At 36.8% G+C, this 24,714-nt stretch carries 22 protein-coding genes and 2 pseudogenes; 12 read left to right on the forward strand and 12 right to left on the reverse strand.

What is annotated here, in order from left to right:
* Nucleotides 1-181 precede the first annotated feature (181 nt).
* The 3 genes from C4E06_RS27905 (at nucleotide 182) to C4E06_RS12825 (ending at nucleotide 2,316) form a co-directional block, all read left to right on the forward strand.
* Nucleotides 182-580, forward strand: coding sequence for a hypothetical protein (locus C4E06_RS27905; protein ID WP_198648620.1), 399 nt, complete (start codon nucleotides 182-184; stop codon nucleotides 578-580).
* A gap of 173 nt (nucleotides 581-753) precedes the next feature.
* Nucleotides 754-1,419, forward strand: a complete 666-nt coding sequence (locus C4E06_RS27910) for a transposase (protein ID WP_198648622.1) — start codon at nucleotides 754-756, stop codon at nucleotides 1,417-1,419.
* A 201-nt stretch (nucleotides 1,420-1,620) separates the two neighbouring features.
* A complete protein-coding gene (locus C4E06_RS12825) occupies nucleotides 1,621-2,316 on the forward strand; it encodes an HAD family phosphatase (RefSeq protein WP_198648636.1) in 696 nt (231 codons plus the stop codon).
* Here C4E06_RS12825 and C4E06_RS12830 read toward each other — a convergent pair whose 3' ends face one another.
* Nucleotides 2,317-2,958: a Uma2 family endonuclease gene (locus C4E06_RS12830; protein WP_198648624.1), complete on the reverse strand. Its 642-nt coding sequence runs from the start codon at nucleotides 2,956-2,958 to the stop codon at nucleotides 2,317-2,319.
* Between the two features lie 89 nt (nucleotides 2,959-3,047).
* On the opposite strand from C4E06_RS12830, the gene C4E06_RS12835 reads away from it, so the two are divergent.
* Together C4E06_RS12835 and C4E06_RS12840 are read left to right on the forward strand one after the other, a co-directional pair.
* Nucleotides 3,048-3,677 (forward strand): retropepsin-like domain-containing protein, encoded by a 630-nt coding sequence (locus tag C4E06_RS12835; RefSeq protein WP_107668425.1) that lies wholly within the window; start codon nucleotides 3,048-3,050, stop codon nucleotides 3,675-3,677.
* 520 nt (nucleotides 3,678-4,197) lie between these two features.
* Nucleotides 4,198-4,557 (forward strand): hypothetical protein, encoded by a 360-nt coding sequence (locus tag C4E06_RS12840; protein ID WP_157951151.1) that lies wholly within the window; start codon nucleotides 4,198-4,200, stop codon nucleotides 4,555-4,557.
* A 139-nt stretch (nucleotides 4,558-4,696) separates the two neighbouring features.
* Here C4E06_RS12840 and C4E06_RS12845 read toward each other — a convergent pair whose 3' ends face one another.
* From C4E06_RS12845 to chlP, 4 genes are all read right to left on the reverse strand, one after another.
* Nucleotides 4,697-6,088, reverse strand: a complete 1,392-nt coding sequence (locus tag C4E06_RS12845) for a TldD/PmbA family protein (protein WP_107668427.1) — start codon at nucleotides 6,086-6,088, stop codon at nucleotides 4,697-4,699.
* 42 nt (nucleotides 6,089-6,130) lie between these two features.
* A complete protein-coding gene (gene lipA, locus C4E06_RS12850) occupies nucleotides 6,131-7,027 on the reverse strand; it encodes a lipoyl synthase (protein WP_107668428.1) in 897 nt (298 codons plus the stop codon).
* Between the two features lie 82 nt (nucleotides 7,028-7,109).
* Entirely contained in the window at nucleotides 7,110-12,062 is a 4,953-nt protein-coding gene (locus C4E06_RS12855) for a hypothetical protein (RefSeq protein WP_107668429.1), read from the reverse strand.
* Nucleotides 12,063-12,581: 519 nt separating this feature from the next.
* Nucleotides 12,582-13,802: a geranylgeranyl reductase gene (gene chlP / locus C4E06_RS12860; protein ID WP_107668430.1), complete on the reverse strand. Its 1,221-nt coding sequence runs from the start codon at nucleotides 13,800-13,802 to the stop codon at nucleotides 12,582-12,584.
* 276 nt (nucleotides 13,803-14,078) lie between these two features.
* On the opposite strand from chlP, the pseudogene C4E06_RS28770 reads away from it, so the two are divergent.
* Nucleotides 14,079-14,180, forward strand: a pseudogene (locus C4E06_RS28770) (VOC family protein); the annotation flags it as partial.
* A gap of 8 nt (nucleotides 14,181-14,188) precedes the next feature.
* On the forward strand, nucleotides 14,189-15,007 hold the full coding sequence (locus C4E06_RS12870; RefSeq protein WP_107668431.1) for a tetratricopeptide repeat protein: 819 nt from the start codon (nucleotides 14,189-14,191) through the stop codon (nucleotides 15,005-15,007).
* 69 nt (nucleotides 15,008-15,076) lie between these two features.
* Here the strand turns inward: C4E06_RS12870 and C4E06_RS12875 are convergent, their stop codons facing one another.
* Nucleotides 15,077-15,337 carry a MoaD/ThiS family protein gene (locus tag C4E06_RS12875; protein WP_198648626.1) on the reverse strand — a complete coding sequence of 87 codons (261 nt, stop codon included), beginning with the start codon at nucleotides 15,335-15,337 and terminating at the stop codon, nucleotides 15,077-15,079.
* Nucleotides 15,338-15,513: 176 nt separating this feature from the next.
* On the opposite strand from C4E06_RS12875, the gene C4E06_RS12880 reads away from it, so the two are divergent.
* From C4E06_RS12880 to C4E06_RS12890, 3 genes and pseudogenes are all read left to right on the forward strand, one after another.
* On the forward strand, nucleotides 15,514-16,062 hold the full coding sequence (locus tag C4E06_RS12880) for a universal stress protein (RefSeq protein ID WP_107668433.1): 549 nt from the start codon (nucleotides 15,514-15,516) through the stop codon (nucleotides 16,060-16,062).
* A gap of 279 nt (nucleotides 16,063-16,341) precedes the next feature.
* The gene (locus tag C4E06_RS12885; RefSeq protein WP_107668434.1) at nucleotides 16,342-17,301 is read left to right on the forward strand and encodes a PRC-barrel domain-containing protein; all 960 of its coding nucleotides are present in this window, start codon (nucleotides 16,342-16,344) and stop codon (nucleotides 17,299-17,301) included.
* Between the two features lie 78 nt (nucleotides 17,302-17,379).
* Nucleotides 17,380-18,086 (forward strand): annotated as a pseudogene (locus C4E06_RS12890) (Uma2 family endonuclease).
* A gap of 32 nt (nucleotides 18,087-18,118) precedes the next feature.
* On the opposite strand, the gene C4E06_RS12895 reads toward C4E06_RS12890, so the two are convergent.
* Genes C4E06_RS12895 through C4E06_RS12910 form a run of 4 tightly spaced genes read right to left on the reverse strand, consistent with a single transcriptional unit; the run spans nucleotide 18,119 to nucleotide 20,343 of the window.
* A complete protein-coding gene (locus C4E06_RS12895) occupies nucleotides 18,119-18,508 on the reverse strand; it encodes a type II toxin-antitoxin system VapC family toxin (protein ID WP_107668435.1) in 390 nt (129 codons plus the stop codon).
* 1 nt (nucleotide 18,509) lies between these two features.
* On the reverse strand, nucleotides 18,510-18,743 hold the full coding sequence (locus C4E06_RS12900) for a hypothetical protein (protein WP_198648630.1): 234 nt from the start codon (nucleotides 18,741-18,743) through the stop codon (nucleotides 18,510-18,512).
* A 10-nt stretch (nucleotides 18,744-18,753) separates the two neighbouring features.
* Nucleotides 18,754-19,533 (reverse strand): uroporphyrinogen-III C-methyltransferase, encoded by a 780-nt coding sequence (gene cobA / locus C4E06_RS12905; RefSeq protein WP_107668437.1) that lies wholly within the window; start codon nucleotides 19,531-19,533, stop codon nucleotides 18,754-18,756.
* Between the two features lie 33 nt (nucleotides 19,534-19,566).
* Nucleotides 19,567-20,343: a sirohydrochlorin chelatase gene (locus C4E06_RS12910; protein ID WP_107668438.1), complete on the reverse strand. Its 777-nt coding sequence runs from the start codon at nucleotides 20,341-20,343 to the stop codon at nucleotides 19,567-19,569.
* 183 nt (nucleotides 20,344-20,526) lie between these two features.
* Here C4E06_RS12910 and C4E06_RS12915 point away from each other — a divergent pair, with 183 nt between their 5' ends.
* Nucleotides 20,527-21,480 carry an ABC transporter ATP-binding protein gene (locus C4E06_RS12915; RefSeq protein WP_107668439.1) on the forward strand — a complete coding sequence of 318 codons (954 nt, stop codon included), beginning with the start codon at nucleotides 20,527-20,529 and terminating at the stop codon, nucleotides 21,478-21,480.
* 43 nt (nucleotides 21,481-21,523) lie between these two features.
* Nucleotides 21,524-23,248, forward strand: a complete 1,725-nt coding sequence (locus tag C4E06_RS12920; protein WP_107668440.1) for a hypothetical protein — start codon at nucleotides 21,524-21,526, stop codon at nucleotides 23,246-23,248.
* Between the two features lie 79 nt (nucleotides 23,249-23,327).
* Here the strand turns inward: C4E06_RS12920 and C4E06_RS12925 are convergent, their stop codons facing one another.
* Nucleotides 23,328-23,984 carry a DUF4335 domain-containing protein gene (locus C4E06_RS12925; protein ID WP_107668441.1) on the reverse strand — a complete coding sequence of 219 codons (657 nt, stop codon included), beginning with the start codon at nucleotides 23,982-23,984 and terminating at the stop codon, nucleotides 23,328-23,330.
* A complete protein-coding gene (locus tag C4E06_RS12930) occupies nucleotides 23,981-24,610 on the reverse strand; it encodes a DUF3038 domain-containing protein (RefSeq protein ID WP_198648632.1) in 630 nt (209 codons plus the stop codon). Before C4E06_RS12930 ends, C4E06_RS12925 begins: the two co-directional genes overlap by 4 nt.
* Nucleotides 24,611-24,714: the final 104 nt, after the last annotated feature.

The raw sequence follows: 24,714 nt of genomic DNA on the forward strand, positions 1-24,714 counted from the left end.
CCAAAACTTGTGTCATAGTCTTATCTTTTTTGTTGTGCATAAAGTCTTAGTTTAGCTAATCTTTTATCACTTAATCTAATTGTAAAGTTTTTCTTGACCATATTGGCAATGCCATTGCAAAACGCTATAATCATAACATGAATTACCAAACTCAAGAAAATCTTATTAACAGGTAATATAGATGATGAGGCTCACGCTTACCTTTTTATGGTGTTGTGAGCAATCAAATAAACTATATAACTCTGTTTTATTTTCAATTCGTCAAGATTACTTTGAAAACTGTAATTACAAAACTTGGTTTGATAACAATGATAATTACAGAAGAAGTCCTCGTTTAAGACGGATTAAAGTTAGTTATGCTCAATTATGTAAAGATTTTAAAGATAACGTCCATTATCAGGCAATAGGAGGTCAACAAGGACAACAGACTATTAAGTCAGTAGTAGAAGCCATAAAAGGATATAACAAGCTTTTACCAATGTGGTTTAATGGAGAATTAAAAGACAAACCTAAAATCCCTAATTATCGCAAAAAAAGGGCTTTATCAAGTTGCTTTTACTTCTCAAAACATTCGTTATGAACCACAGATCAGAATTTGTCATTTGCCTATCGCCAATTCTCAAAGAAAAGAATTAGAAAACCCATCAGTTATTATTCCTAGTGGAGCTAATTTTCAATTCTTAGATATAGCAGAGATAAGAAATTGTTCCTCAAAATGGTAAATTATGGGCAGAATATGTCTATAAAACTCAGTTGGTCAAAGCTTCTAACCTTGATTATTCTCATGCTCTTGCCATTGATCATGGGGTTGACAATTGGCTTAGTTCTGTAACAACCAAAGGTAAATCTTTTATTGTCAATGGTAGAAGAATTAAGTCAATTAATCAGAGATATAATCGCTTTGTCGCTAAGTATAAACAGGGAAAATCCCAAGATTACTGGGATGATAAATTAGAGCAGGTCACTCACAGGCGTAACTGTCAAATGAGAGACGCTATTAATAAAGCAGCAAGGTTTGTCATTAATTACTGCTTAAAACATCAAATTGGTAACATTGTTTTTGGTTGGAATGATAGACAAAAAGAGTCAATTAATATAGGGAAAACTAATAATCAAAACTTTGTACAAATTCCAACGGCAAGACTTAAAAATCGTATTCAACAATTAGCTGAATCAGTAGGAATTATCTTTACTGAAATTGATGAAGCGTATAGCTCAAAAGCCAGTTTCCTTGATGATGATTTAGTCCCGAATTATGGTGAAAAACCCAAAGGGTATAAGTTTTCAGGGAAACGATTTAAGCGTGGATTATATAAAACAGCTAAAGGCTGGTTAGTAAACGCTGATATTCAGGCAGCAGCAAATCTGTTAAAAAAAGGTAGCCACACAGCTAGGAATAAACCTAGCCAGGGTGGTTAAGGAATGTTTGACTGTTCCTAAACGCTATGAGCTTGATGGACTATCTCGATCATATCGTAAGCAAGCGGAAATGTGGCTTCAGCCCATTGAAGCTTAACCGCTTAGAATCCAGGCGTTTTTAAACCCTGGAGAAGTCAATTCTATGATTGATACTATACTAGAAAGCAGTCAGAGATAGTTAATATGAGTGATAACAATGAGATGTTAAAAGCAGTTATTTTTGATTTTAATGGGGTGATTATTAATGATGAAGATATTCATCACGAATTGATCAATGATATTTTATTAGGAGAAAACTTACGTCCTGATGCTTCGGAATATCAAGACTTGTGTTTAGGGAGAAGCGATCGCGCTTGTTTATTAGATGTTTTATCCCGTCGCGGAAGAATGGTATCTGATGAGTATTTAGATAATTTAATTGAAGCCAAAACTACCGCTTATCGTCAAAAAATAGAGGCTTTAGATGAACTTCCTATTTATCCCGAATTAAAAGATTTTTTAACCCATTTACAACAGCATAATTTAAGAATTGGATTAGTCACCGGTACCATCGCATCTGAGGTTAAATTTATTTTAGAAAAAGCGGATATCTTAAACTATTTTGAGGTGATTGTTGGCGGTGATGAAATTCCTAGAAGTAAACCAGAACCGGACGGTTATTTATTAGCGGTTGAAAGGTTTAATGAATTAGATAATACCTTAGAATTAACCCCCGAAAGTTGTTTAGTCATTGAAGATACACCAGCAGGAATTGAAGCAGCAAAACGGGCTAAAATGCAAGTGGTAGGAATTGCAAATACTTATCCTTATCACTTTATGCAAAGACTCTCTAATTGGGCGATCGATTATTTTTCGGATTTAGATATAGAAAGAGTAGAAAAAAGTTTAACACTATAATTAAGTAAAATGGCGAACCCATTGACGAAAATCTCGCAGGGTTTTTGTTTCACCATCCCTTAAACTTTGTTGAAGAAAGGGTATAAGTTGCGACAATTCTAACCAAGAAAATGTTAAACTATATTTAGATTCTTCATAATATTGACTATCATTATTGAGAACAAAACCCGTTAAATTATTTCCATTGTATCGCCAAATCTCAGTAACGCCTAAAACAGCATAAATGGGTAACTTATTGAGAGAACTATTACTCATATCAATTTCTAGAATTAAATCAGGTGGTGGATCAAAATCTAGTCTAATATCCTGTTTATGTCTTACAAGGGGTTCATTTTTGAGATAATAACAAGCATCCGGTTCAACTCCTTTTTTTATGGTCTCTTTTTTTAACGTCAGTGACCCCATTTTTTTGATATTTAAGTTCATTTCATCAGCAATAATTGCAATTAAATCAGAAATAAAACATTTACTATGTTCATGTTCTCCTAATGGGGTCATAATTTCTAGCATTCCTTCATTATAGGCTAAAAGACTTGAACGATTATTACCTAATTCTTGGAGAAGTTGCTGAAAGGTTTCCCAGGTTATCTGATTAAGAATGACTCGATTTTCAGGAATAGTTACGGGGACTGTTTGTATCATAAGACATGAGGGGAAAAATAACCTACTTATCTATTTTACATTTATTATGGAGGTAGATTGATAATAATAGCATAGAGGATAAGATAAAAATGACTGATTCTATTTCTCAAGAGCAAGCTCAAGCTATATTAAGATGGTTAAATAATAATCGTGAGAGGGTTCTTGATTTATATAAGGATCAATATATTGCTTATAATGAAAAGGGTATAGTTGCTCATGGTGAAAAGTTACAACCTGTTTTAGAAGAAGCAGAAGCAACTCATCAAACTTTTGTTATTTATTTGGTTCCTCGCAAGCATTATTCAATCCAAATTTTACCGATTCAATTTCGTTCTGTCGTTCGTCATAATTGGCAACCCAACTATTTAGTAAAATCAAAACATAATCAAATTAAAATTAAGACAACTATGTTAGTTGATTCTGGGGCAGAAGTTAGCTTAATATCGTATAAAATGGGTCAAGATTTAGGTTATCAATTAGCAGATGCAGAGTCGATTTTAGTCGCTGAAACCATTGGAGGAAATGTAGAATATGTTTTGCGTAATGTAGAACTCACCATTGATCATCATCAATTAATTGCACCTGTTGCTTGGTTACAAACACCAACGGATACAGAACAATCATTATTAGGGAGAGAAGTTATTTTTGATAAGTTTAATATTGAATTTAGACAAGCAGAAGAAAAAATCATTTTTACATGGCGAGATAATAAAATATAAGGTGGGCAATACTAATTCATGAGAGATATGATCAAAAATTCAATATTATTTCCTACCAAGATGAAAATTGAGTTATTTTTCTAATTTGTCCACCCTACAAACTAGGACAAGATAGAGATGACTAATTTTATTAAATTTCATTAAACTTCTAATATTATTAGAATTATCAGTTAAGATTTATGATAAGACTCATGGTAAAAGTTAGGTATTTAAAAATAAGGATTAATATAGAGATGTAAAGAATAATAATAATTATGTCACAAAATATCAAAATAAATTGATTAATGTAACAGTCATAACGTTGGTATCATTTTTGACTTAATAAAGTGAGTTATTGATCATAGAGTTAAAACAGAACTTGAGTCATTGAAAAAGAAATCAGAACAGGCAAATCAGGAAAAAAGTTGTTGAATTATTAATACCAATTCTGTGAAATAGAGCCGAAATGGAGTAAAGAACTCCTGGCTAGGAAACTCCTGATTTAAGAATATTTCGTTAATTTTTGAAGGAGCTAATCAAATTGGAGAGTCAACATCGTGAGAAAATTAATTCAAAATTAAAGCTTCGAGCCTTCAAAATTAATAACATTATTAATTGGATGGCAGCAGGGTTGAGAAATGACCAGATCAAAGTTCAGGCTAGAAATTTCTGGAAATTATCAGAACTTCAATTTGACGTTCTCCTTAGACAAGCTAAAGAACAACTTAAAGAGGATCTTCCTTGTACGCGCGAAGAAAGATTAACAGCTTTATTTGCCCAGGCTCATTTAATTTGTCAGGATACTAGGGACTCCCAAGAGTCTCTTATGGTTTTAGACGGGATTACCCTCGAAATAGAATTGCTATTAGAATCGAAGCCTATTTATGAGTTCCCTCATTAAATTCTTAAATTCAGCAATTCTCATTAATGAGCATGATTACTAAGCCAAAATAGAATGTATTGATAATATGCCCAAAATTATTCGAGAATTTAACACATTAATTAAACTTCTGACTTCTGACTTCTGACTTCTGACTTCATTAAACTTCTCCCCCAATCACTACATCTTTAATTCTTAAACTCGGTCCTCCACAACCCACAGCTAAACCACTTTGTCCCCCTTTACCACAACCTCCTGATTCATCCCAATAAAAATCATCTCCGATGCCTTCAATATTTGCCAAAGTTTTAAACACATTCCCCGATAAAGTAACATCTCTTACCGGTTCACAAATCTGGCCATTTCTTATCATCCAAGCTTCACCGGCACTAAAGGTAAACATCTCACCATTAGTCATTCCCCCTAACCAATTTTTCGCATAAACCCCTTCTTTTATTCCTGAAAATAAATCCTTAACGGGCGTATTTCCTCGTTCAATCCATGTATTTGTCATACGAACAATTGGAGGATAATGATAATTTAAACAGCGAGCATTTCCTGTGGGTTTCTCCTCTAATTTTCCTGCAGTTTCACGGGAATGTAAACGCCCTACCATCACACCATCTTTGATTAATTGGGTAGTGGTTGCAGGTACCCCTTCATCATCATAATAATAACTACCTCGATGACCTTCTGGGGCAGCCCCGTCAAAAATTTGTAGGGTATCGGGGCCGAATTTTCGCCCGAAACTCATAACCTCCAAAAAATCAGGGTTTTCGTATAACATATCCGCTTCTGAGAGGTGGCCAAATGCCTCATGAACGAACAACCCTGTTAAAATGGGGTCGATCACTACTGTATAGCGATCGCCTTTTACGGGGGGCAAAACCAAGGCATTGACAGCACGTTTGGCCGCCCCTTCTACCTGTTCATCCAGTCCCAACAGATCATCATAACCGCGCCGTGATCCAGTGGTTTCTCGTCCCGTTTGTACCGTGTCCCCATTTCTCGCAGTGGCCGAAAAACGCATTTCAAGATCCGCCCAAGATTGCTCAATTAATGTCCCTTCTGAGGTGGCTAAAATGATGCTCTGGTTGCTGTCTCCATAGCGCACGACGGTGGTGGTAATTTGGTCGTTTAACCCCCGTAGAATGGCGTTGTAGTGGTCACACAGTGCCTTTTTTTCGGCCAGGGGAACTTGTCTGGGATCTCGTCCGGTTAAGGGTAAATGACAAGTGGTTTGGATAGGTGCAATGTCAGCTAAAATCGTCTCGTCATCCCCGATAATTTTAGCTGAGGCGATCGCTTCTTCAATGCGTTGGGGTAAGGTGGATAATTGGTTAAACGTCGCAAACCCCCATCCCCCTTTATAACAGGCTCTAACTTGTCCTCCTGTAGAAATGCCTTCACTGAGGGTGTCTATCTTGTCTCCTCGTAGCATGATGCTGGTGCCTTGGGAGGTTTCGAGGCGAATGGCTAAATAGTCAACGCGATCGCGGTTTTTAGCGATTAAATCAGTCAAAATGTTTTTATACTCAGCAAGATTAGTCATAAATTTAGAGATAGAAATTTTATATTAGTTTAATGCTCGAATCTACGCTTCTCCTGCATGATAGGAACTCCGAACCAATGGACCGGAACGAACATGAGAGAAACCGAGAGAACGAGCGATCTCTCCTAAGTTTTCAAATTCTTCAGGGGTCCAATATTTCTGCACTGGAAGATGGGCTAAAGAAGGACGCATATACTGCCCTAAGGTTAGGCGATCGCATTTCACCCGTCTTAAATCCTTTAACGTGGTGATAATTTCTGTTTCTGTTTCCCCGTGACCTAACATTAACCCTGATTTTGTGGGTATAGTTGGGTCGATTTCTTTAACCCATCGTAGCACGTCAAGCGATCGCTCGTATTTTGCCCCTCGTCTCACTGGACCTTGCAGACGTTGCACCGTTTCGAGATTATGGTTGTAGCAAGCCGGTTTTGCCCCTACAACGGTTCTAATTCGTTCTTTTTGACTTTTTTGACCTCCTTTCCCTCCCCAAAAGTCTGGGGTTAAGATTTCTATATCGGTGTGGGGGTTAAGGGTACGAATAGCTCTCATGGTTTTAACGAACCATTGGGATCCACCGTCTTCTAAATCATCTCTGGCAACGGAGGTCAGGACAACGTAGGTTAATCCTAATAATTTAACCGATTCTGCCACTTTTTGGGGTTCGTCGGGGTCTAAGGCCATGGGTGCATGACCTTTATCCACTTGACAAAAAGCACAAGAACGGGTGCAGGTTTGCCCCATTAATAGAAAGGTGGCTGTTTTCTTACTGTAACATTCTCCTCGATTGGGACAACGGCCTTCTTCACAAATGGTATGAATATTACGAGTTTTTATAATTTTTTGAACGGTAGAAAGTTCACTGGCTTTCCCTATGGGTTTTTTTAACCAAGAGGGAATTGGAGTTACATTAATATCATTTCTCAGAGAACTTTTAGCCATTACTTATAAACTTAATTCCAATCACTATTAATTATCTATTATCTATTATAGCTTGTCAATTAGTTGCCTGATAATAATTATATTAATCCCATGTTTCAAATTCTTGCATCCACTGATTAATTAGGGTACTAATTTGACTGCGTCTATTTTCAAAATTAGCAGCCATCCAAATAAAGATTAATCCTAAAAGTAAACCTATCATCCATTTTAACAGAGGATAAGTCAAACTAACAATGACTAATTGATAAAAAACCGTGATAACAAATGTCAGAGTTCCACTAAACAAAAACCCACGAGTTTTTAACCCTAAACCTGCCACAATTAAAGTCAGTCCTAATAACCCTGGAATAATACCAGGTTCTCTATAATATAAAAAGGAAACTGTACATAAAAGTCCTGTTCCGATAAGACGAAGCCAATGTCTGATTAATTTTCCTTCTTCTCTTTGACAATAGGGTTCAAAAACAATAATTGATAACAGAGATAGACACCATATACTCGAATATAATAAGGGGGATAGTTGATCAACTATAAGGATATTTTTATAGATAGCAATATTAAGTAAAACTAAACTGGGATAAAATAAACGGGGTTTAGAGGATAGTTTAGAAAGAATCCCATAGGCAATGGAACTAATCAGCAAAGTAATAAAATTAAAGCTACTTATTACTCCAACTAAGGGTAGTATATAAGCTAATTGATTCCAAGGTCGTTTTGACCATCCCCATTGTCTCCAAGGCAGAGTATAAATTATTATACTTAATAAGGAAAGAATCGAGCCTATGATATTAGATAATAGAACAGAAGGGAAACTTAAAATTCCATAGATTGCGGTTCCTGCTGCTTCTAAGAAGCCTAGATAAACCCAAATTTCTCCTTGTCTTTTATCTAAGAAATTCCGTCCTTCTAAAATAGCATATTGAGTTAAAAATAGACTAGAAGTTAAGCCAATTAATTGTTGTGATTGAACCGGATATAATAAAGATAATCCTAGGGAAATACTGCCTAAAATCCAATGTAAATGAGCAACAATTTTTAACTCTCTGGCAGTTAAATGAAGATAAGAAGATAACCAAGGAGAAGCGAGGCGATAGCCATACATTATTCCTGTTGCTAATGCTGCCATGCTTAAATATTTATCTCCCCAAGATAAGTCTACAATCTGATAAAATAATAGTTCATAAGCAGAATAAGAAATAATAGCAAGGGCTAAATAAAGGAGGGGTTTAAACTGCTGTTTTCTCCGTCCAACCCCGATAATAATTACAGCTAAACCTAGAGAAATTAAACCCGTAAAATGATTAAAGAAATTCCATCTTAATGCGGTTCCTAATGCTCCATATAAAAGCGGTAGAATATGTAAACTACTTAAAAATTGCGTTTTTCCTGTTCTTTTGTGCCACCATTCTCCAATTAATTGAAATAAAATTCCTAAAAGAATATTGATAAAAGCTAATAATATTAAAGACTGACTCACCTTAGTTGTAATATTAATAGTCAATAATTCTAATGTCCATCCCAAGGTATAAAACATCAAATTATTAGGCTGTTTTCTAGTCCGATAAAAAATAGCTAAACATAAAATACCGATACCGATGATGACGGGAATAGAAGGATTAATATAGTTTAAATAAATAGCAATAGAATGTAATGTTAAACTTGTTAACATAACCCCACATAAAATTATTCCCCAGATGTCCACCACTTTGGCATAAATTTTAACTAAAGGTTGGGTTTTTTCTGTTAAATAATTCCCAACTAACCAGAGAATCATTAAAGAAATACTATCGCTGACTATCCAGATAGGAATTATCGGTAAGCTAGTCATTTCTATCACTTTTAAGAGAATAAAAGAACGACAAAGGATAAGCATACCAATTGTTATAAATGCCGTAAAAAAATAAGGTAAAAAATAACTATAAAGAAAGAGTAATAACGTTCCTATTGCTGATGTTATAATTCTCGCTGTTAAAAAATTAGGGGGTAACAACTGTACAATTAAAATGACAATAACACTTGACCATAAAAAAATCTTTTTACCTGTATTTTGCCAACTCCGATAAGCCATACTGATCATAATTATATTAAGGGTGAGCAGCAAAAAAAGATCATTATTTAAAAGATAATTCGTTGATAATCTAAGAATAGAAATCGTTACTACTGTTAATGTACATAAAGTCATTCCCCATAAATCTAAGGCTTTTTTATAATAATTAATGCTAGTCAATTGATAATAGTCAATAAGATGATAAATTAGCCAAAATACAAAAGTAATAATTGATGATAATAATAACCAAGTTAGCCAAAATTGCTCTCCATATTTAATGCCATTATCTTCTATAATAACCACCATTAATCCTAGAAAAAAACCAATGGTAATAAAAGCTACATTAAGCTGTTTAAAAATCTGTGTTTGCACTACCATTAAAATAGTAGCAATGGCTAATTCCACCCATCCCCATGATGATAATGATAAGGCAGGAAGAGGGACAACTGCTAACACTAATACGCTGTACCATAATGGTAATTGATTTCTGATAGATGAGGGTTGCCAACTACGATAAGTTGCACTTCCCATTAAGATAACAGAAGAGATTAAAACATTGGTTGTCGAAGTATAGACTAAAGCAATATCAAATAATCTAATTAAAATAATTAAAGACAAAAAGTAAGCATAACCATCAAAAACTTGACCATAAACAAAAGTCAAGTCTGATGTATTTTCACTCAACACATGACGAATAAACCATAAAAGCAGTGTAATAATAACTCCTGAAAGTATCCATAAAGAAGTTGATAAATTGAGAATATATAAATAGAATAAAATAGATATTAATCCCAAACTAACCGTAATAATAACCGAATATAAATGACGTAAATATCGAGTATTAACAATCATCAAAACCGTTCCCACTATTAACCCTATTAATCTAGTTTCTGGGAAGTAAACCGTTAATGCTTGTGTTAAACCTATCCCAATAATACTTAATTCGCTGGCTAGTTTTCTTTTTGGTAAATACCAAGTTGCGATCGCCGTTAAAAGAGTAGGAACAATTAACCAACTCAAACCCCAAAATGGTGAATTAATCGGTAATTTAAACCACAATAAACCATAAGATATTATGGTTAAAATTAATCCTAGATTCCAAGAATTATTATTGATCAACTTAATAAAAGATTCGTTATTTAAAGTAATTAAAGATAGTAATAATTCACCAATCATTAACCCCAAACATATCAGCGACCAAATATTAACAGAAAGCTCAGGTAAATAATAATTAATTATAGAAGCTAGACTTAATAATAAACTCATATGAGTTAATAATGCTAACGGTTTGATAAAAAAACGTCGATTATGTTTTAATTTATATTGTATTTCGTAAGCTAAAGTTACACTGGATAATATCAAATTAATTGTTCTAATTAAGGGGTTAATTAAACTAACTCCTGTTAAAATAAATCCAAATATAAAAATTAATTGACTACTAAAGTTATAGAGTTTACCTTGATGTGAATCTATAAAAAAATGTCTTCCTAAAACTATAAGTAATAAGAGAGGAAAGAGACCAACACTACTTAAAACAAAAGGATAATTATTCGTGTTAGTAAAATCAATAATATTAGTCCAGACAGTTTGAAGTATTGGTAAACGAATGATTAACCAATGAACTTGTAAACTGATGAGAAAAATTAAGATAAGATCCCGTCGTGAACCAGAGGTTTTTAACCGTTTGCCTAACCAAACTATAGCCAATAAACTAATAGCGATCGCTTGCGCCGGAACCACAAAAACAGATAATAACCATCCCAGAGTTAACGTCGCACTACCCAACCATTTCCAAGGGGTTTTTGGAGGCGATCGCCATCCCATTAACCACCCACATAAACCAATAGCTAAACCCAAGTTAAACACATTCACTTGAGTAACAAAAATAGCCCTAACCAAGAGAATAATTAAAGCATAAATAATAATCCCTTCTGTTAAACTAAAAGGCAAAAATTTATTATTATTATTTTGAGTATTTTTAGGAGAAATTAAAGTAATAATTGTTGTCCCAATAACCCCTATATAAGTGGCCATTATCGGAATTCCTGGTAACGTCCATCCCCAGTGTAAATAAGTTAACCCTAAATGATTGAATAACGGTAAAGAATTAGAGCGAGATTGGGAGTTATTTTTAAAAAAAGTAATCGTTAATAGAGTCAAAGATAGACTGCCTATCAACATTCCGATTAACCCTAAAAAAGTATGCCAGAGGGGAAAACTATCCATGGCCAAAAAATTAATAGGAACTAATAATAAAGTAACAATTCGTAACGCTTGGGTTGTTAATCGTAAATTAGCTTGTTTTCCGGTCCACCAACTCGCTACCCCAAACCCCAATGTATATAACCAGAGGATGCCATATTGTAAAACTGCCGGGAATGTTTCCCACCAACTTGCTGCTATGACTCCCGAAGAAACCACCACCATAAACACCCCTAATAACAGCAACCAAATGACACTTAATTCTGCCATTAAAGATTGAACCATTTGTGCAATGGTGGGGGTATTTCTCCGTCGTTTAGGAACCTTTAAAACCTTAGAGTTAGAAACAGATAAAGAAGGAGTTGAGGGGGGTTTAACAGGGGCGGCCGGTTGCAATACGATCTCAGGAATCTGACAACTTAACTCTTTGTGTGCAATATTTTTAACCTGTTGATTATCCAGTAATCCTAACGTTAACCAACGATCTAATCCTTGTAATACCCTGGGGTTAGTTGCTGAAATGTTAACTGTTAAATTAAATAGTGTCTCTTCAGAAAAAGAATCAACCTCTTGTAAACGTTGTAATTGTTGAATTAAATTACTAATAGTTAGAGTCGTTTTAAAATCAACTTGAAATGAATCATTATTACTGATAAGTCTAGTAGAAACTCTCTGTTCAGAAATTAACCCTAAATCTAGCCAATATTGCCACCCTTCTAATAATTCAGCGATAGCCGTTTTTCGAGTGATTTGAATAGAAATTGAGTGTTCCCTGGGCGATGACATGAAAGAGTCCTAATAGCAGTTTTCAATTGGGTATATGAATATTTTAGTTGAGTTGAGTGAGTCTGAGAGGAGTGGGGAGTAGGGAGTAGGGAGTAGGGTGTAGGGGGCAGGGGAGCAGGGGAGTAGGGAGCAGAGGGAGAACAATGTTAATTTTCTTCCCACACTTCTCACACACACTTACGTTTACTGACATCTTGCACGCCTTACAGAAAAACTCAACAATGTAAGCATTCAGTATTCAGCGTTCAGCAGTCAGTATTATAAGAATATAGCTGAGGTGCAAGATGTGAGTTTACCTATTGCCTATTGCCACCCCCTCTAACTCCCCCTTTTATCGCTTCGCTCGAAGTCAGAAGTAGGAACTTCACACTTCTGACTTCTGACTTCATGAATAGGGGGAGAACCCTTGCCTATTTATCCCCCATTCCCCATTGCCTAGCACGATAGTTAACATTTTAATCCAAAAAAAAACGGGTGAGTTTTACTCACCCTAACACTTGACTTAATCAGATAAAAATACTATGGGGCTAAAGCGTTGCCTCGCAGTAAACTACCGATAGTTTTAGCGGTAATTTTCATTTGTACTAAGGGGTTAGCCGGGACAACAGTTTTATAGAGATAACTATCAAAGGTCATCCGTTGTACATCCTTATCCGCACACATTTCGACAAACGCCTCACGGGTGGCATCGGTACGATAGAATACCCGTTGTAGGATGTCTAATACTAGGTAAGTCATACCATATTGCTTATCCCAACGCTTGAGATAAACTTTTAAATCATCTTCGGTGGGAATGCGCTGACCGGCGTTGCTCATTTCCACGATGGTTTCAGCACACATACGGGCTGATTTAGCAGCGAAATAGATACCTTCCCCAGAAGACTTAGTAACGGTTCCGGCTGCGTCTCCTACGAGGGCCACACGACCCACGACACGACGGGGACGGGGATGTTCGGGGATAGGATGAGCTTCTACTTTAATAATCTCACCCCCTTCGAGTCTGCGGGCTGCACGGGCGCGAATACCGGCTTGTAAGTCTTTGATCAGGGTTTTATTAACCTTCATGGTTCCCGTTCCTACGGCCACATGGTCGTATTTGGGGAATACCCAAGCGTAGAAGTCGGGGGAAACATCTTTCCCGACATACATCTCCGCTAGGTCTTCATAGTAGGCCATTTTGTCCTGGGGTAAGCGGATGCGCTCTTGGAAAGCGATCGCATAGTTATAGTCCCCTGCATCAATGGCTTTGGCAATGCGAGAGTTAGCCCCATCGGCACCGATAACTACATCCACTTGCAGGGTTTTCTTTTCCCCTTGGGCGTTACCGTTGGAATGATCCGCATAATGGAGGGTATAAGCACCGTTGCTTGTTTTAGGAATATCTAGTTGATAAACCGTTCCATTAATCAGATTTGCCCCCAACTTGGCAGCGCGATCGCGTAAAAACCCGTCAAGCACTTCTCGACGACACATTCCGATATATTCGTCCTGGCGATCGAGATTAATATCAACTTCAATATTGGATGGGGAGATCATTTTCATCTTCCGCACCCGTCGGTCAATAATTTCGGGAGGTAAATCAAATTCGCTTACCATACATAAGGGAATGGCTCCCCCACAAGGTTTCGCGTTATCTAATTTTCTTTCAAATAAATATGTTTCTATGCCAGCTTTTGCTAATGTTTCGGCGGCGGAAGATCCGGCCGGCCCTGAACCGACAACAGCTACCCGTAAAACCAAGGCTATTCTCCTAATTTCCAGAAGGGATTACGGATTGCATCGTATCATGGACTTTTCATTTTATGGAGCCAATCTGCGAAAATTAGTCAATTTTGCAATACACCTTAACATCTTTTGTTACATTCCTTTACAGTTTATGAGAATAATCGCTCATTCTCAATAAAGCCCATAGGTCATAGGCAATAGACCATCCATCGGTAAAATTAACTTGTTAAAGAAAACCATAGGGAATAAGCAATAGGCTTAATTCTCAGTTACAATCAAACCTATTAAGTTATGACGATTAAAGGATTTCATCACGTTGCGATTATTTGCTCAAATTACGAAAAATCAAAACAATTTTATGTCGACATTTTAGGAGCATCTATTATCAAGGAGTTTAAATTATGGGTTACGCTGTTGTTGTTGATCCTAGTAACTTTCAAAAAGAAGTTATTGAAAATTCTTATCATAAACCAGTGGTTATTGATTTTTTTGCCACTTGGTGTGGTCCTTGTAAACTGTTAAAACCAATCCTCGAAAAATTATTACAAGAATATGATTTTATTTTAGCAACCATTGACATTGATGCTCATCCTAATTTAGCTCAACAGTTCGCTGTCGAAGGGGTTCCTGATGTAAAAATTGCTTTTCAAGGAAAGATTAATCAAGGGTTTGTTGGGGTTTTACCCGAAGAAGAAATTAGCGACTTACTGAAACAATATAATTTAACCTCTGAGTTAGATCGAAAAATAGAAGAAATGCGTCAAGCGATGGCAGAAAAAGACGCAGCTAAAGCCAAAAAACTACTAGATGAGTTATTTTCTCAATATCCTAATAACCCTCAATTGATTATTGAAGCCGCTAACTTTTTAATCCGTCTTAATCGTCTAGAAGATGCTGAGAAAATGTTATCAACTATCGGAGTTGAACAAAAAGAATATTATGCAAAAGCCCAAGGAATGAAAAGTTTAATTGAGTTTAAACAAATGGCTACAATCGACGGAGATAACGAGTTAGATCAACAATTTTCCCAAGGAGCAAAATATACATTAAGCGAAAACTATGAAGACGCTTTAAAGATATTTTTAACTATGGTAGAAAACCACCGTCAATATAAAAATGATGCGGCGAGAAAAGCCATGATTTCTATTTTTAATCTATTAGGAAAAACTCACCCGTTAACCAAAAAATACCAACAAGAATTAATGATAGCCCTATACTAATTAAACATATTTAGTCATAGAACTACGGTAGGGGCTTAATATTATTAAACCCCTAGTAATTTTAATTGATTAACCACCACTGACAGGAGGAATAAAGACTAATTCATCTCCCTCTTTTAACTTAGTATCAGGTTCTACGAATTTAAAATTAACCGAAAAACGAGTAATTTTTTGCCATTTTTTCAATTCGGGATGTTCTTCAATAATCTTAGATAAAACCTCCCTAACCGTTGTTTCTGGAGGAAACTCTCGGATTAACTCAGAAACACCATAGACTTCTTGATAAATAGCAAATAGCTTAATAGTAACAGTAATAGAAGATTGAGCCATAATCATTAAATTTTAGTTCTGAGTATTTTATGTTTGAGCAATTGAACCGTTAAACTAAACTAATTATTCATGCTTTATAGACCGACAATATATTAACTTTTCTATCAAAATTGATGCACATTAAGAAAACTATGTCAAGCTATAAATATAAGAAAAGATAATAATAAGGGGGGGCTATGACCAACCAAGTTGAAAGTCGAGAAGTCCTTAATTCAGCAACTTTAGAAACTAAGACAGTTGCGCCCAAGTATGGGAAAATTTTAGTGGCCATAGAAGAAGGAGATAGCAGCCAAGAGGTCTTTGAAACTGCGTTAAACATAGCAAAAGCTCAAGGTAGCCAGTTGATGATTTTAACGGTTATTCAGGAAAATCTCAGAGAAACCATGGACTTACCCATTTACTCAGAAATGACAGGCTATGGAGCAATTTATAATCAAGAAATGATCGAGTTAGAAGAAAAATTAATCCAAGAGAGTTTAGAAGAACTACAAATTTGGCTGAAACGGTTAACCCAACAGGCAATTAATCAAGGCATTAAAGCAGAGTCAGACTATATGTATGGAGACCCAGGGAAACAAATCTGCACGTTAGCTAAAAAATGGCAAGCCGATTTAATTGTAGTCGGTCGTCGGGGTCGTCGTGGCTTATCAGAACTGTTATTAGGGAGTGTGAGTAACTATGTCATTCATCATGCACCTTGTTCTACTTTGGTGGTGCAACATTAGACACGAATCACTTATAACGGGTCACTCTTCAGTAATAATGGATTTCGGCAAATGTCAATAGATTAGTTAAAATGGAACATAGGAGTTACTCAAAAGTCATTGAAAGTCTAAGAGCAACTCCGAGAAAACCTTAATATGATTAAACTCCGTAAAATTAATGACTAAACCCTTTGGAACCTGAGATTAAGCTATCATTAGACATTAAGCTTGATCATTAGACCAAACGACCTGTTATTTAATTTTTCTATTGCTAGAAAGCCAAAATCTACCTAAGACACAATGACCACAGATAACATACGACTACGTAACGAATTTATTAATACACAAGTCATTACCCGTGAAGGAGGTAAAAAGTTAGGGGTTGTTAAAGACATTTTAGTGGATATCGATCAACGGGAAGTGGTTGCCCTGGGACTACGGGATAATATGCTTTCCTTGTCAGGTATGCCCCAATATATGTACATTAGCAGTATTCGGCAGATCGGTGATGTCATTTTAGTCGACAACGAAGATGCGATCGAAACCGTCGACGTTGATATGTACTCTCCTGTTATCAATTCTGAAGTGATCACAGAAGCAGGAGAACCCTTGGGCCGAGTCAGAGACTTTCAATTTGATCTAGCTACCGGTCAAGTTTTGTCTATCGTTATCGCTTCTCTAGGTTATCCCCAAATTCCTGATCAAGTCCTCAGTACCTATGAAATTTCTATGGAGGAAGTGGTTAGCAGTGGTCCTAACCGTCTCATTGTCTTTGAAGGGGCCGAAGAACGCTTAACCCAGTTAACCGTCGGTGTGTTAGAACGATTAGGCATAGGTCGTCCGCCTTGGGAAACAGAAGACGAAGACTATATCTATTCTCCCCCAACCGCTAGACCTGAAAATCAATTAGGAACCGGTGTTCCCGTCAGAACTCCTGTACAAGTGAAACAACCCGTCATGGAAGAACGTTGGGACGAAGACACCTGGGAACAACCCATTACTCCCCCTCCCCCCAGACGAAGAGAGGAGTCCATTCGTTATGAAGAATACGAGGATGAGTATGAAGAGGATAACTGGGGAGAAACCCGACGGGAAGAACCGGTGTCCTATGAACCTCCCCTACGAGAAAAAGAATACGAATATGATGAGGTTCAAGGGGATGTTTGGGACGATGATATTGAACCCGAACCCTATAACCCTCGTCCTGTAAATATTCCTCAAAAACAAAAGCAAGCGGAATATTACGAAGAAGAAGCTTAAAAAAACTTTTTCGATTTTTTAGGTGGGTACAGCCCACCTTTTTTATCATTGTAGAGCAGTTTAGACTACATTAATTCAATGTTATTAAACTATAATCCCGTCATTGTTTACCTTCTGCTGAAGAGTTACCAGATTCTGATGATACACCCGTGGATAACGAACTACAAGACTTAATTCCCCATGTTCTCAAAGATATTCTGGCATTAATTTGGTCAGACAGAATGGACTGGTATTTTGGGGTGGATATGGGTATTTATTATAATCCTCAACAACCCACTGATGTTATTGTACCCGATGGTTTTTTAAGTATTGGCGTTCCCCGTATTATTGATTCAGATTTACGCCTATCTTATGTCTTATGGGATGAACAAGTTATCCCTAAAATGGTTTTAGAAGTGGTTTCTCAAACGAGACGGGGAGAATATACGCAAAAAAAAGAAGATTATGCAACTATGGGGGTTTTATATTATGTGATTTATAACCCTTTACGAAAGAGAAAACCCCGTTTAGAAGTGTATCAATTAAATAATCAACAATACGAATTATTAGAAGGGGAACCAATTTGGTTATCAGAAATCGGTTTAGGTATTGGTAGAGAAATCGGCGTTTATCAAGGAGTTGAAAGAGAATGGTTATATTGGTACGATCAAGAGGGTAAACGATATTTTACTCCCGAAGAAAAGGCTTTACAAGCTGAAGAAAGAGCCTTACAAGCTGAAGAAAAGGCTAAAAAACTAGAAGAAAAGTTAAGAAGTTTAGGGGTTAATCCTTCAGAATTATCTTAATATAGCAATTCCCATGTTCCTCGGAATGACTACTAAGGATAAGGTAATAAGTTAACTTCAGAAATAAATCGATAATCGCTTTGATTTTTAGTCAATAACGGTATATTGAAAATAATAGCAGAAGACGCAATGAAAGCATCGGGAATCAACAACCCATGACTGAGACGATATTCACTGAGAAGTTTTAATGCTTTTCTTGAGATTAATTCATTGAGATCAAGGATATAAAATCGGGAAAGAAACTTATTCAGCTTCTGTAACTCTATCTTATTACGACAACCGATAATTAATTCCATATTAGTAATCACACTAATAGAAAGTTTAGCTTTCTTTTCTTCCGTCTTGACTCGATTAACCGCCGTGGAAATATTTCGACTAACATCAATTAATATATCAGTATCAACTAAAATTTTGTGAACCATTTTATCCACCCCATTCTTGTCGTCTTAACTGACGAACCCATTGAGAACTATTGGCTAACTCTTCTCTATCTTGCCACATTCCCACAAAAGACTCATTTTCTAAATCAGTTAAAGGTGACTTTTCTGCTTGTTCATTAGGGACAGAATTTAGTAATTTTTCTAACAGTGTCTTTTGTTCATCTTCTGTTAAAGAATGAATAATTTCAACTAAAGAATCTAACAATTTAGTATTCATTTTAATCACCTTATTCTCCAACTCCACCATAACCGACTAATCTTGAATTTAACTCAACCACTTGACCAATAATAGCGATCGCCGGGGCTTCAAAATTCGTTGTTTCGACCTGTTCAATAATGGTTGCTAATGTCCCTATTAACTGTTCTTGTTCCGGTCGCGTTCCCCAACGAACTAAAGCGATAGGAGTCTCAGTTGTTAACCCACCTTCTTGCAATGCTGTAACAATATTACTGAGGTTATGAACCCCCATATAAATAACAATGGTTTCTGATCCTTGGGCGATCGCAGTCCAATTAACTTCCGGTCGATATTTTCCCGCTGCTTCGTGGCCCGTCACAAAGGTAACCGAAGAACTATAACCGCGATGAGTCAGAGGAATACCTGCATAAGCAGGGGCCGCAATACCAGAAGTAATTCCGGGTACCACTTCCACGGGAATACCTGCTTTTACCAAGTCTTCCATTTCTTCCCCTCCCCTTCCAAAAACGAAGGGATCACCCCCTTTGAGACGAACCACCACAGGATACTGTCGCGCTTTCTCGATTAAAATTTCCGTGGTTTCTGCTTGTAACTTAGAATGACGACCCCGACGTTTTCCAGCATCGATTTTAATGGCATTCTCACCGATCATATCCAGGATCGGAGGGCTTACCAGCGCGTCATAAACCACAACATCAGCGTATTCAAGCAACGTTTTACCTTTTAAGGTCATTAACCCTGGATCACCCGGTCCTGCCCCCACTAAATACACTTTTCCTAAACAAGTTTGGGTTATTTTTTGCGTCATAGTTTATTCTTTCCTCTATTATTCAGTGATCAGTTATTTATCTATCAAGTGACTAACCATCAATTGAGCCAGTTCTGGGGTTGCGCCTAACGGTTGTCCTAAGTTAAGTTGAATCTGGGGTAAACTGTCTTGTAATTGTTGAACTTGTTCTTTAATAACCGTAGTAATGCCTCCTGTGAAGAGAAAATAAGGCACAATAGTAATCTGTTTTTTCCCTTGTTTGACTAAAGCATTAACTTGGTCTGATAAACTGGGTTTGATACTCCAATAAGCCACTTCAGCATTTAATTGAGAAGCGATCGCTTCAACCGAACTATTTCCCCCTTGACGACGACTGCCATGAGCGATAATAATTCTAGCGTCTTGGGGATGGGTTGAGAACTGACGATCCATAATCTTAACTAACCCTTTATAACTCCCCAAATAGGGACAGCATTCTATGTTTATTTTATGACCTATTTTTTCTTGTGCGGTTCTGATTTCTCTGGGGATATCTTCTTTAACATGAACCCCTGGTAAGAGAAATAAAGGAACCACTTTTAGGGTGTTAATGTCGACTGCTTCTAGTTGAGTGGCGAATTGTTCAATTTTCTCGGATAAAGAAAGGTCAGATAATTCCAAAGACGCTGTTTTTACCATCGTTACAGGAGATAATACCGCACAATGGTTGTTTTTATCGGGATTGGGTTTTTTTTCGCTATAAAATTGCAGTTGTTCTTCTACCAAATAGGATAAACGTTCTAAAGCAATTTTTGGCCGGGGATCACGACTTCCGTGAGAAACGAGTAGATAAGCTGATGTTAAAGTCAAGGTCTATCTTTAAAGAATTCTATATTGTTTTATCATAAGGCAATTTTTTTACTGTCATCGTGATGTGGTCATTTTCCCCAACCAAAGGCTAAGCTTACTATATTAACTAAATCCTATAACTCATTTAAAGTTAACTGAAAACGGGTCACTGGTCACTGATAACTGCTTACTGATAACTGAATTATGATAGCCCCAGAATTAGCGATCGCCACCTCTAACCTAACCAAGCAATTTGAACGCCATGTTGCGGTCAATAAGCTAGAATTAGAGGTAAAAGCCGGAGAAGTCTACGGTTTAATTGGCCCCAATGGTGCCGGCAAAACCACCTTAATGCGAATGTTGGCCGCTGTTGAAGAACCCACCACCGGGGAAATTCATATTTATGGCGATCGCCTTTTAACGGATAATAGTCACCCCCGTCTCAAGCAAAAATTAGGCTATCTTCCTGATGATTTCCCTTTATATGAAGACCTCAATGTTTGGGATTATTTAGATTATTTTGCGAGACTGTATCACGTCAAATTACCCCATCGTCGTCGTCGTATTCAAGAGGTTCTAGAATTAGTCCAATTAACCAGTAAAAAAGATAGTAATATTAAAACCCTTTCACGGGGAATGAAACAACGATTAAGTTTAGCTAGAACGATCTTACATGATCCTCTTTTACTATTATTAGATGAACCGGTTTCCGGGTTAGATCCCATTGCTAGAATGCAGTTTAGGCAAGTGATCAAAATTTTGCAAAGTGTGGGAATGACGGTTTTAATTTCTTCCCATGTGTTAAGTGATTTAGCAGAATTATGTACCTCTGTTGGTATTATGGAACTAGGATCTTTAGTCGAAAGTACCTCATTAAAAGACCTCTATGAACGATTATCTCATCAACAAATTATCATCAAAACATTGGGAGATTTAACCCAATTACAACAAGAATTAAAAGGCTTCTCTCAAGTAGAAGAATGGGAAATTATTTCTCATCAAAATAGTTTACGAGTGAACTTTGCCGGAGGAGACGAAGAAAGTGCCGAACTCTTAAAACATCTCATTTATCAGGGAATTCCTATCGCTGAATTTCACTGCACTCAAGAAGATTTAGAGTCTATTTTTCTTAATTTAGACCATAAACAAGCATCATAATTGATGTCATTAACTCACACCAAAATCTAGGAGGAATAAGTCAATGCTGTTGACCTATATTGATAAATTCGGGGACTGGAATCCCCAATTATTAAGGGAAGTAAAAGGACGTTTCAAACTTCGTAATTTATCCATTGCTGCTGTTATTGCTATTAGTCTTCAAAGTTTATTACTATTAAGTTTCAGTGGACAACTTCCCATCGATCCGAATACCATAGATGCGCCTCCATTTCAATATAGTCGCTATTGTACCGCTACACCACCAGAGAATTCTTACCCTCCCTATAATCAACTATATTGTATTCAAGATTTAGTAGGAAATTGGGTCATTAATTGGCAACTTTGGTGGTTAGATATCTTTAAAGTTCTCAGTGTCACTGGTTTATTTATTTTATTAGTGGCAGGAACTTATTTACTGATTGCAGATTTATCCAAAGAAGAAAATAAAGGAACATTAAACTTTATTCGCTTAACCCCACGGTCTTCTAACAATATTCTATTAGGAAAAATGTTAGGAGTTCCTTCTATTATTTACTTTCTGTGTTTGCTTTTATTCCCCTTACATCTAATGGCTGGATTTCAAGCCCATATTTCTCCTAGTTTAATGCTTGCCTATTATGGAGGAATTATAATCAGTTGTGGCTTTTTCTATAGTCTGTCTTTATTCTTTGCTTTGGTGAGTTCAAAGTTAGGAGGATTTCAATCTTTTCTCGGAAGCGGACTGGTTTTAATGTTTATCTTTATGACCACAAGTGTTGTCTTATCTTCCCATGATTTTATTTCCCACACTCCTCTAGATTGGTTTATGTTGTTTTATCCGGGAACAATTTTAGCTTATTTAGTTGAGTCCAGTTATATTCCCGTTAAAACTGCCGAACTTGACTACGAAACCCTACATCAGTTTGCTTGGTATGGTAAACAATTTTGGCAAAATTCATTCTTAGGAATTAGCTTTATTTTTGCTAATTATTGCCTTTGGACTTATTGGATACAGCAAGCATTAAACCGTCGTTTTCGTAATCCAAACGCTACTTGGATCAGCAAACTTGATAGTTATGGAATCTCAGCAAGTTTCATTATTATCGTCACAGGATTTGTTTTTCAATCAGGCCGTCGCGGAAGATTTGAATATCATATTTTTGATAATCTGATTGTCTTACAAATGTTTATGATTATCTTTGCTTGCTTATTAATGGTTGCTTTGAGTCCTCACCGTCAAACCTTATTTGATTGGGCAAGATATCGTCACCAAACCCCTCAAAATCGTCGTTCTCTCCTACGAGATTTAATCTTAGGAGAAAAAAGCCCTTCAACCCTGGCGATCGCTCTCAATTTAGCCATTCTGTTTGCCTATCTTATCCCTGCGATCCTGATAGCACCCCTAAATGATGCTTGTAGTGTTTTATTAGGACTCTTTATCAGCCTGAATCTCTTAATGATTTATGCCCTATTGAGTCAAAGAATTCTTTTATTGAAACTACCCAAACCCACTTTAATCGCTACTGCCGTTATTAGTGTGTTAATGGTGGTTCCTCCCATTGTCTTCGCCATTTTACAACTAACTCCCCACGAAATTGCCACTCCTTGGTTATTTACCATTTTTAGTCTGGCTGCTTTTAACCGTTATCTCGACACATTAACTCTAATGTCAGTCATCTTCCCCATACTCAGTCAATGGGGACTCATCGCTTTAGGTAGCTATGAAATGGGTAAACGTTTACAACAAGCAGGAGAATCAGAAACCAAACCCTTATTAGTGAATAGTTAATAATTCTTGAGGGGAACAGAGAAATTGTCTTTCTTGTTCCCTATTCCCTGATAATTGATCACTGGTTACTGATCACTGATCACTGTTGAGGAGGAGTTTCCGAAGAAGGTTGTCCTAGGGGTGCAGTTTCCGTCGGAGGTGCCGATAAATCCGGTTCCGGTTCTTCGACTTCAGGGGAGGGAATAAAGAACAATGCAAAGGCTGCTACCACTAAACTAGCAATCCCTAAAGTAGCAGGAATGGCTCGCTGTGCTAACGGTTCATCCGGGGGACGATAACGACGGGATAGGGGTTTTAATTGTAAGCTTAAGTTTGGTAACGTCTGACTATCGGCAACAAATTGGTCAATGGCCTCCACTAAATCAAATAACTGTACCGTCGTTAAATTGATTTCTATGGGCTTATCGGTTTGAGTCGAGGGATACCAAATCAAACGATGAATATCTTGACCTGAGACCTTTTCAATCTTGATCTTATCTTCTTCGGCTTGGCTATGAACAGGATGAGGAATACCACTAAGATACCCTTGAGCATATTCGCTCACGGTTTTCACCAAATTTTCCAGTAAACTAGACCCCCCTTGCAGTTTCTGGGCAATACCCATAAATCGACATTCAGTATTGACTAAAATTGAGAGTTCAGGACGAGGGTTGGCCATATCCGTCCCCGAATCATTATTTAATCCTTCCAGGATGAGAGTACAATTAGGCAAATTATACTGACGTTGAATATTCACGCAACCTCCCCATCAAATAAACTAATCCAAAATCGTTGCATTCCAGCAGTACCTGTACAGAATAATAGCTGTTTTAGCAAAAATAGGGCGAGTTCGTTTAATTCCTCTTCTGAACTTAGATAAACAGATACTTTAGCCCGACGGGGATTCATACGACTCCGAAAATGGGCGCGGAATTGGTCTAAATATTCAGCTAACAGAAAATGACAAGTAACAGGGAGGCCCTTTTGGTGCATTTGCTGTTCTGCCAGTAATAATTGCCGAATTTGTACCGTTAAAGGCTTAACTCGATAATTCGCAATGATTACCAGGGCTTTAGCTTGATCTATGGTTAACGTATCACGGGTATAAGCCCTTCGCCAAGGATTGGTAGAACGCAGTCGCCACAGCGCAATGCGATTTTTAATAATTTTTTCGAGATTGAAGTGTTTAATCGTCGTTAACATCTGCTCTGACGCGCCTAATTCTAATGCTTCAAGGGCAAGTAGTAAAAGGTCGATGTGTTGTTGAATACGACCAGCACACCGTTGTCCAGAAATGGTAAAATCTGGCAAATTATCTAAAATAATCGGTTTTGACTCAACAGAAGGATTAGAATCGGCCATTGTGGTTGTAGAAGAAATCATCTTACCATAGCATCAGACATCATATCCCAAATGAATGGGACTTGTGAACTGTAATCAATATAGCGTCTTTATCTGACTTGACAACAGGATACCTTACCCATCAC

The sequence above is a fragment of the Cyanothece sp. BG0011 genome (assembly GCF_003013815.1).
GTDB lineage: Bacteria > Cyanobacteriota > Cyanobacteriia > Cyanobacteriales > Microcystaceae > Crocosphaera.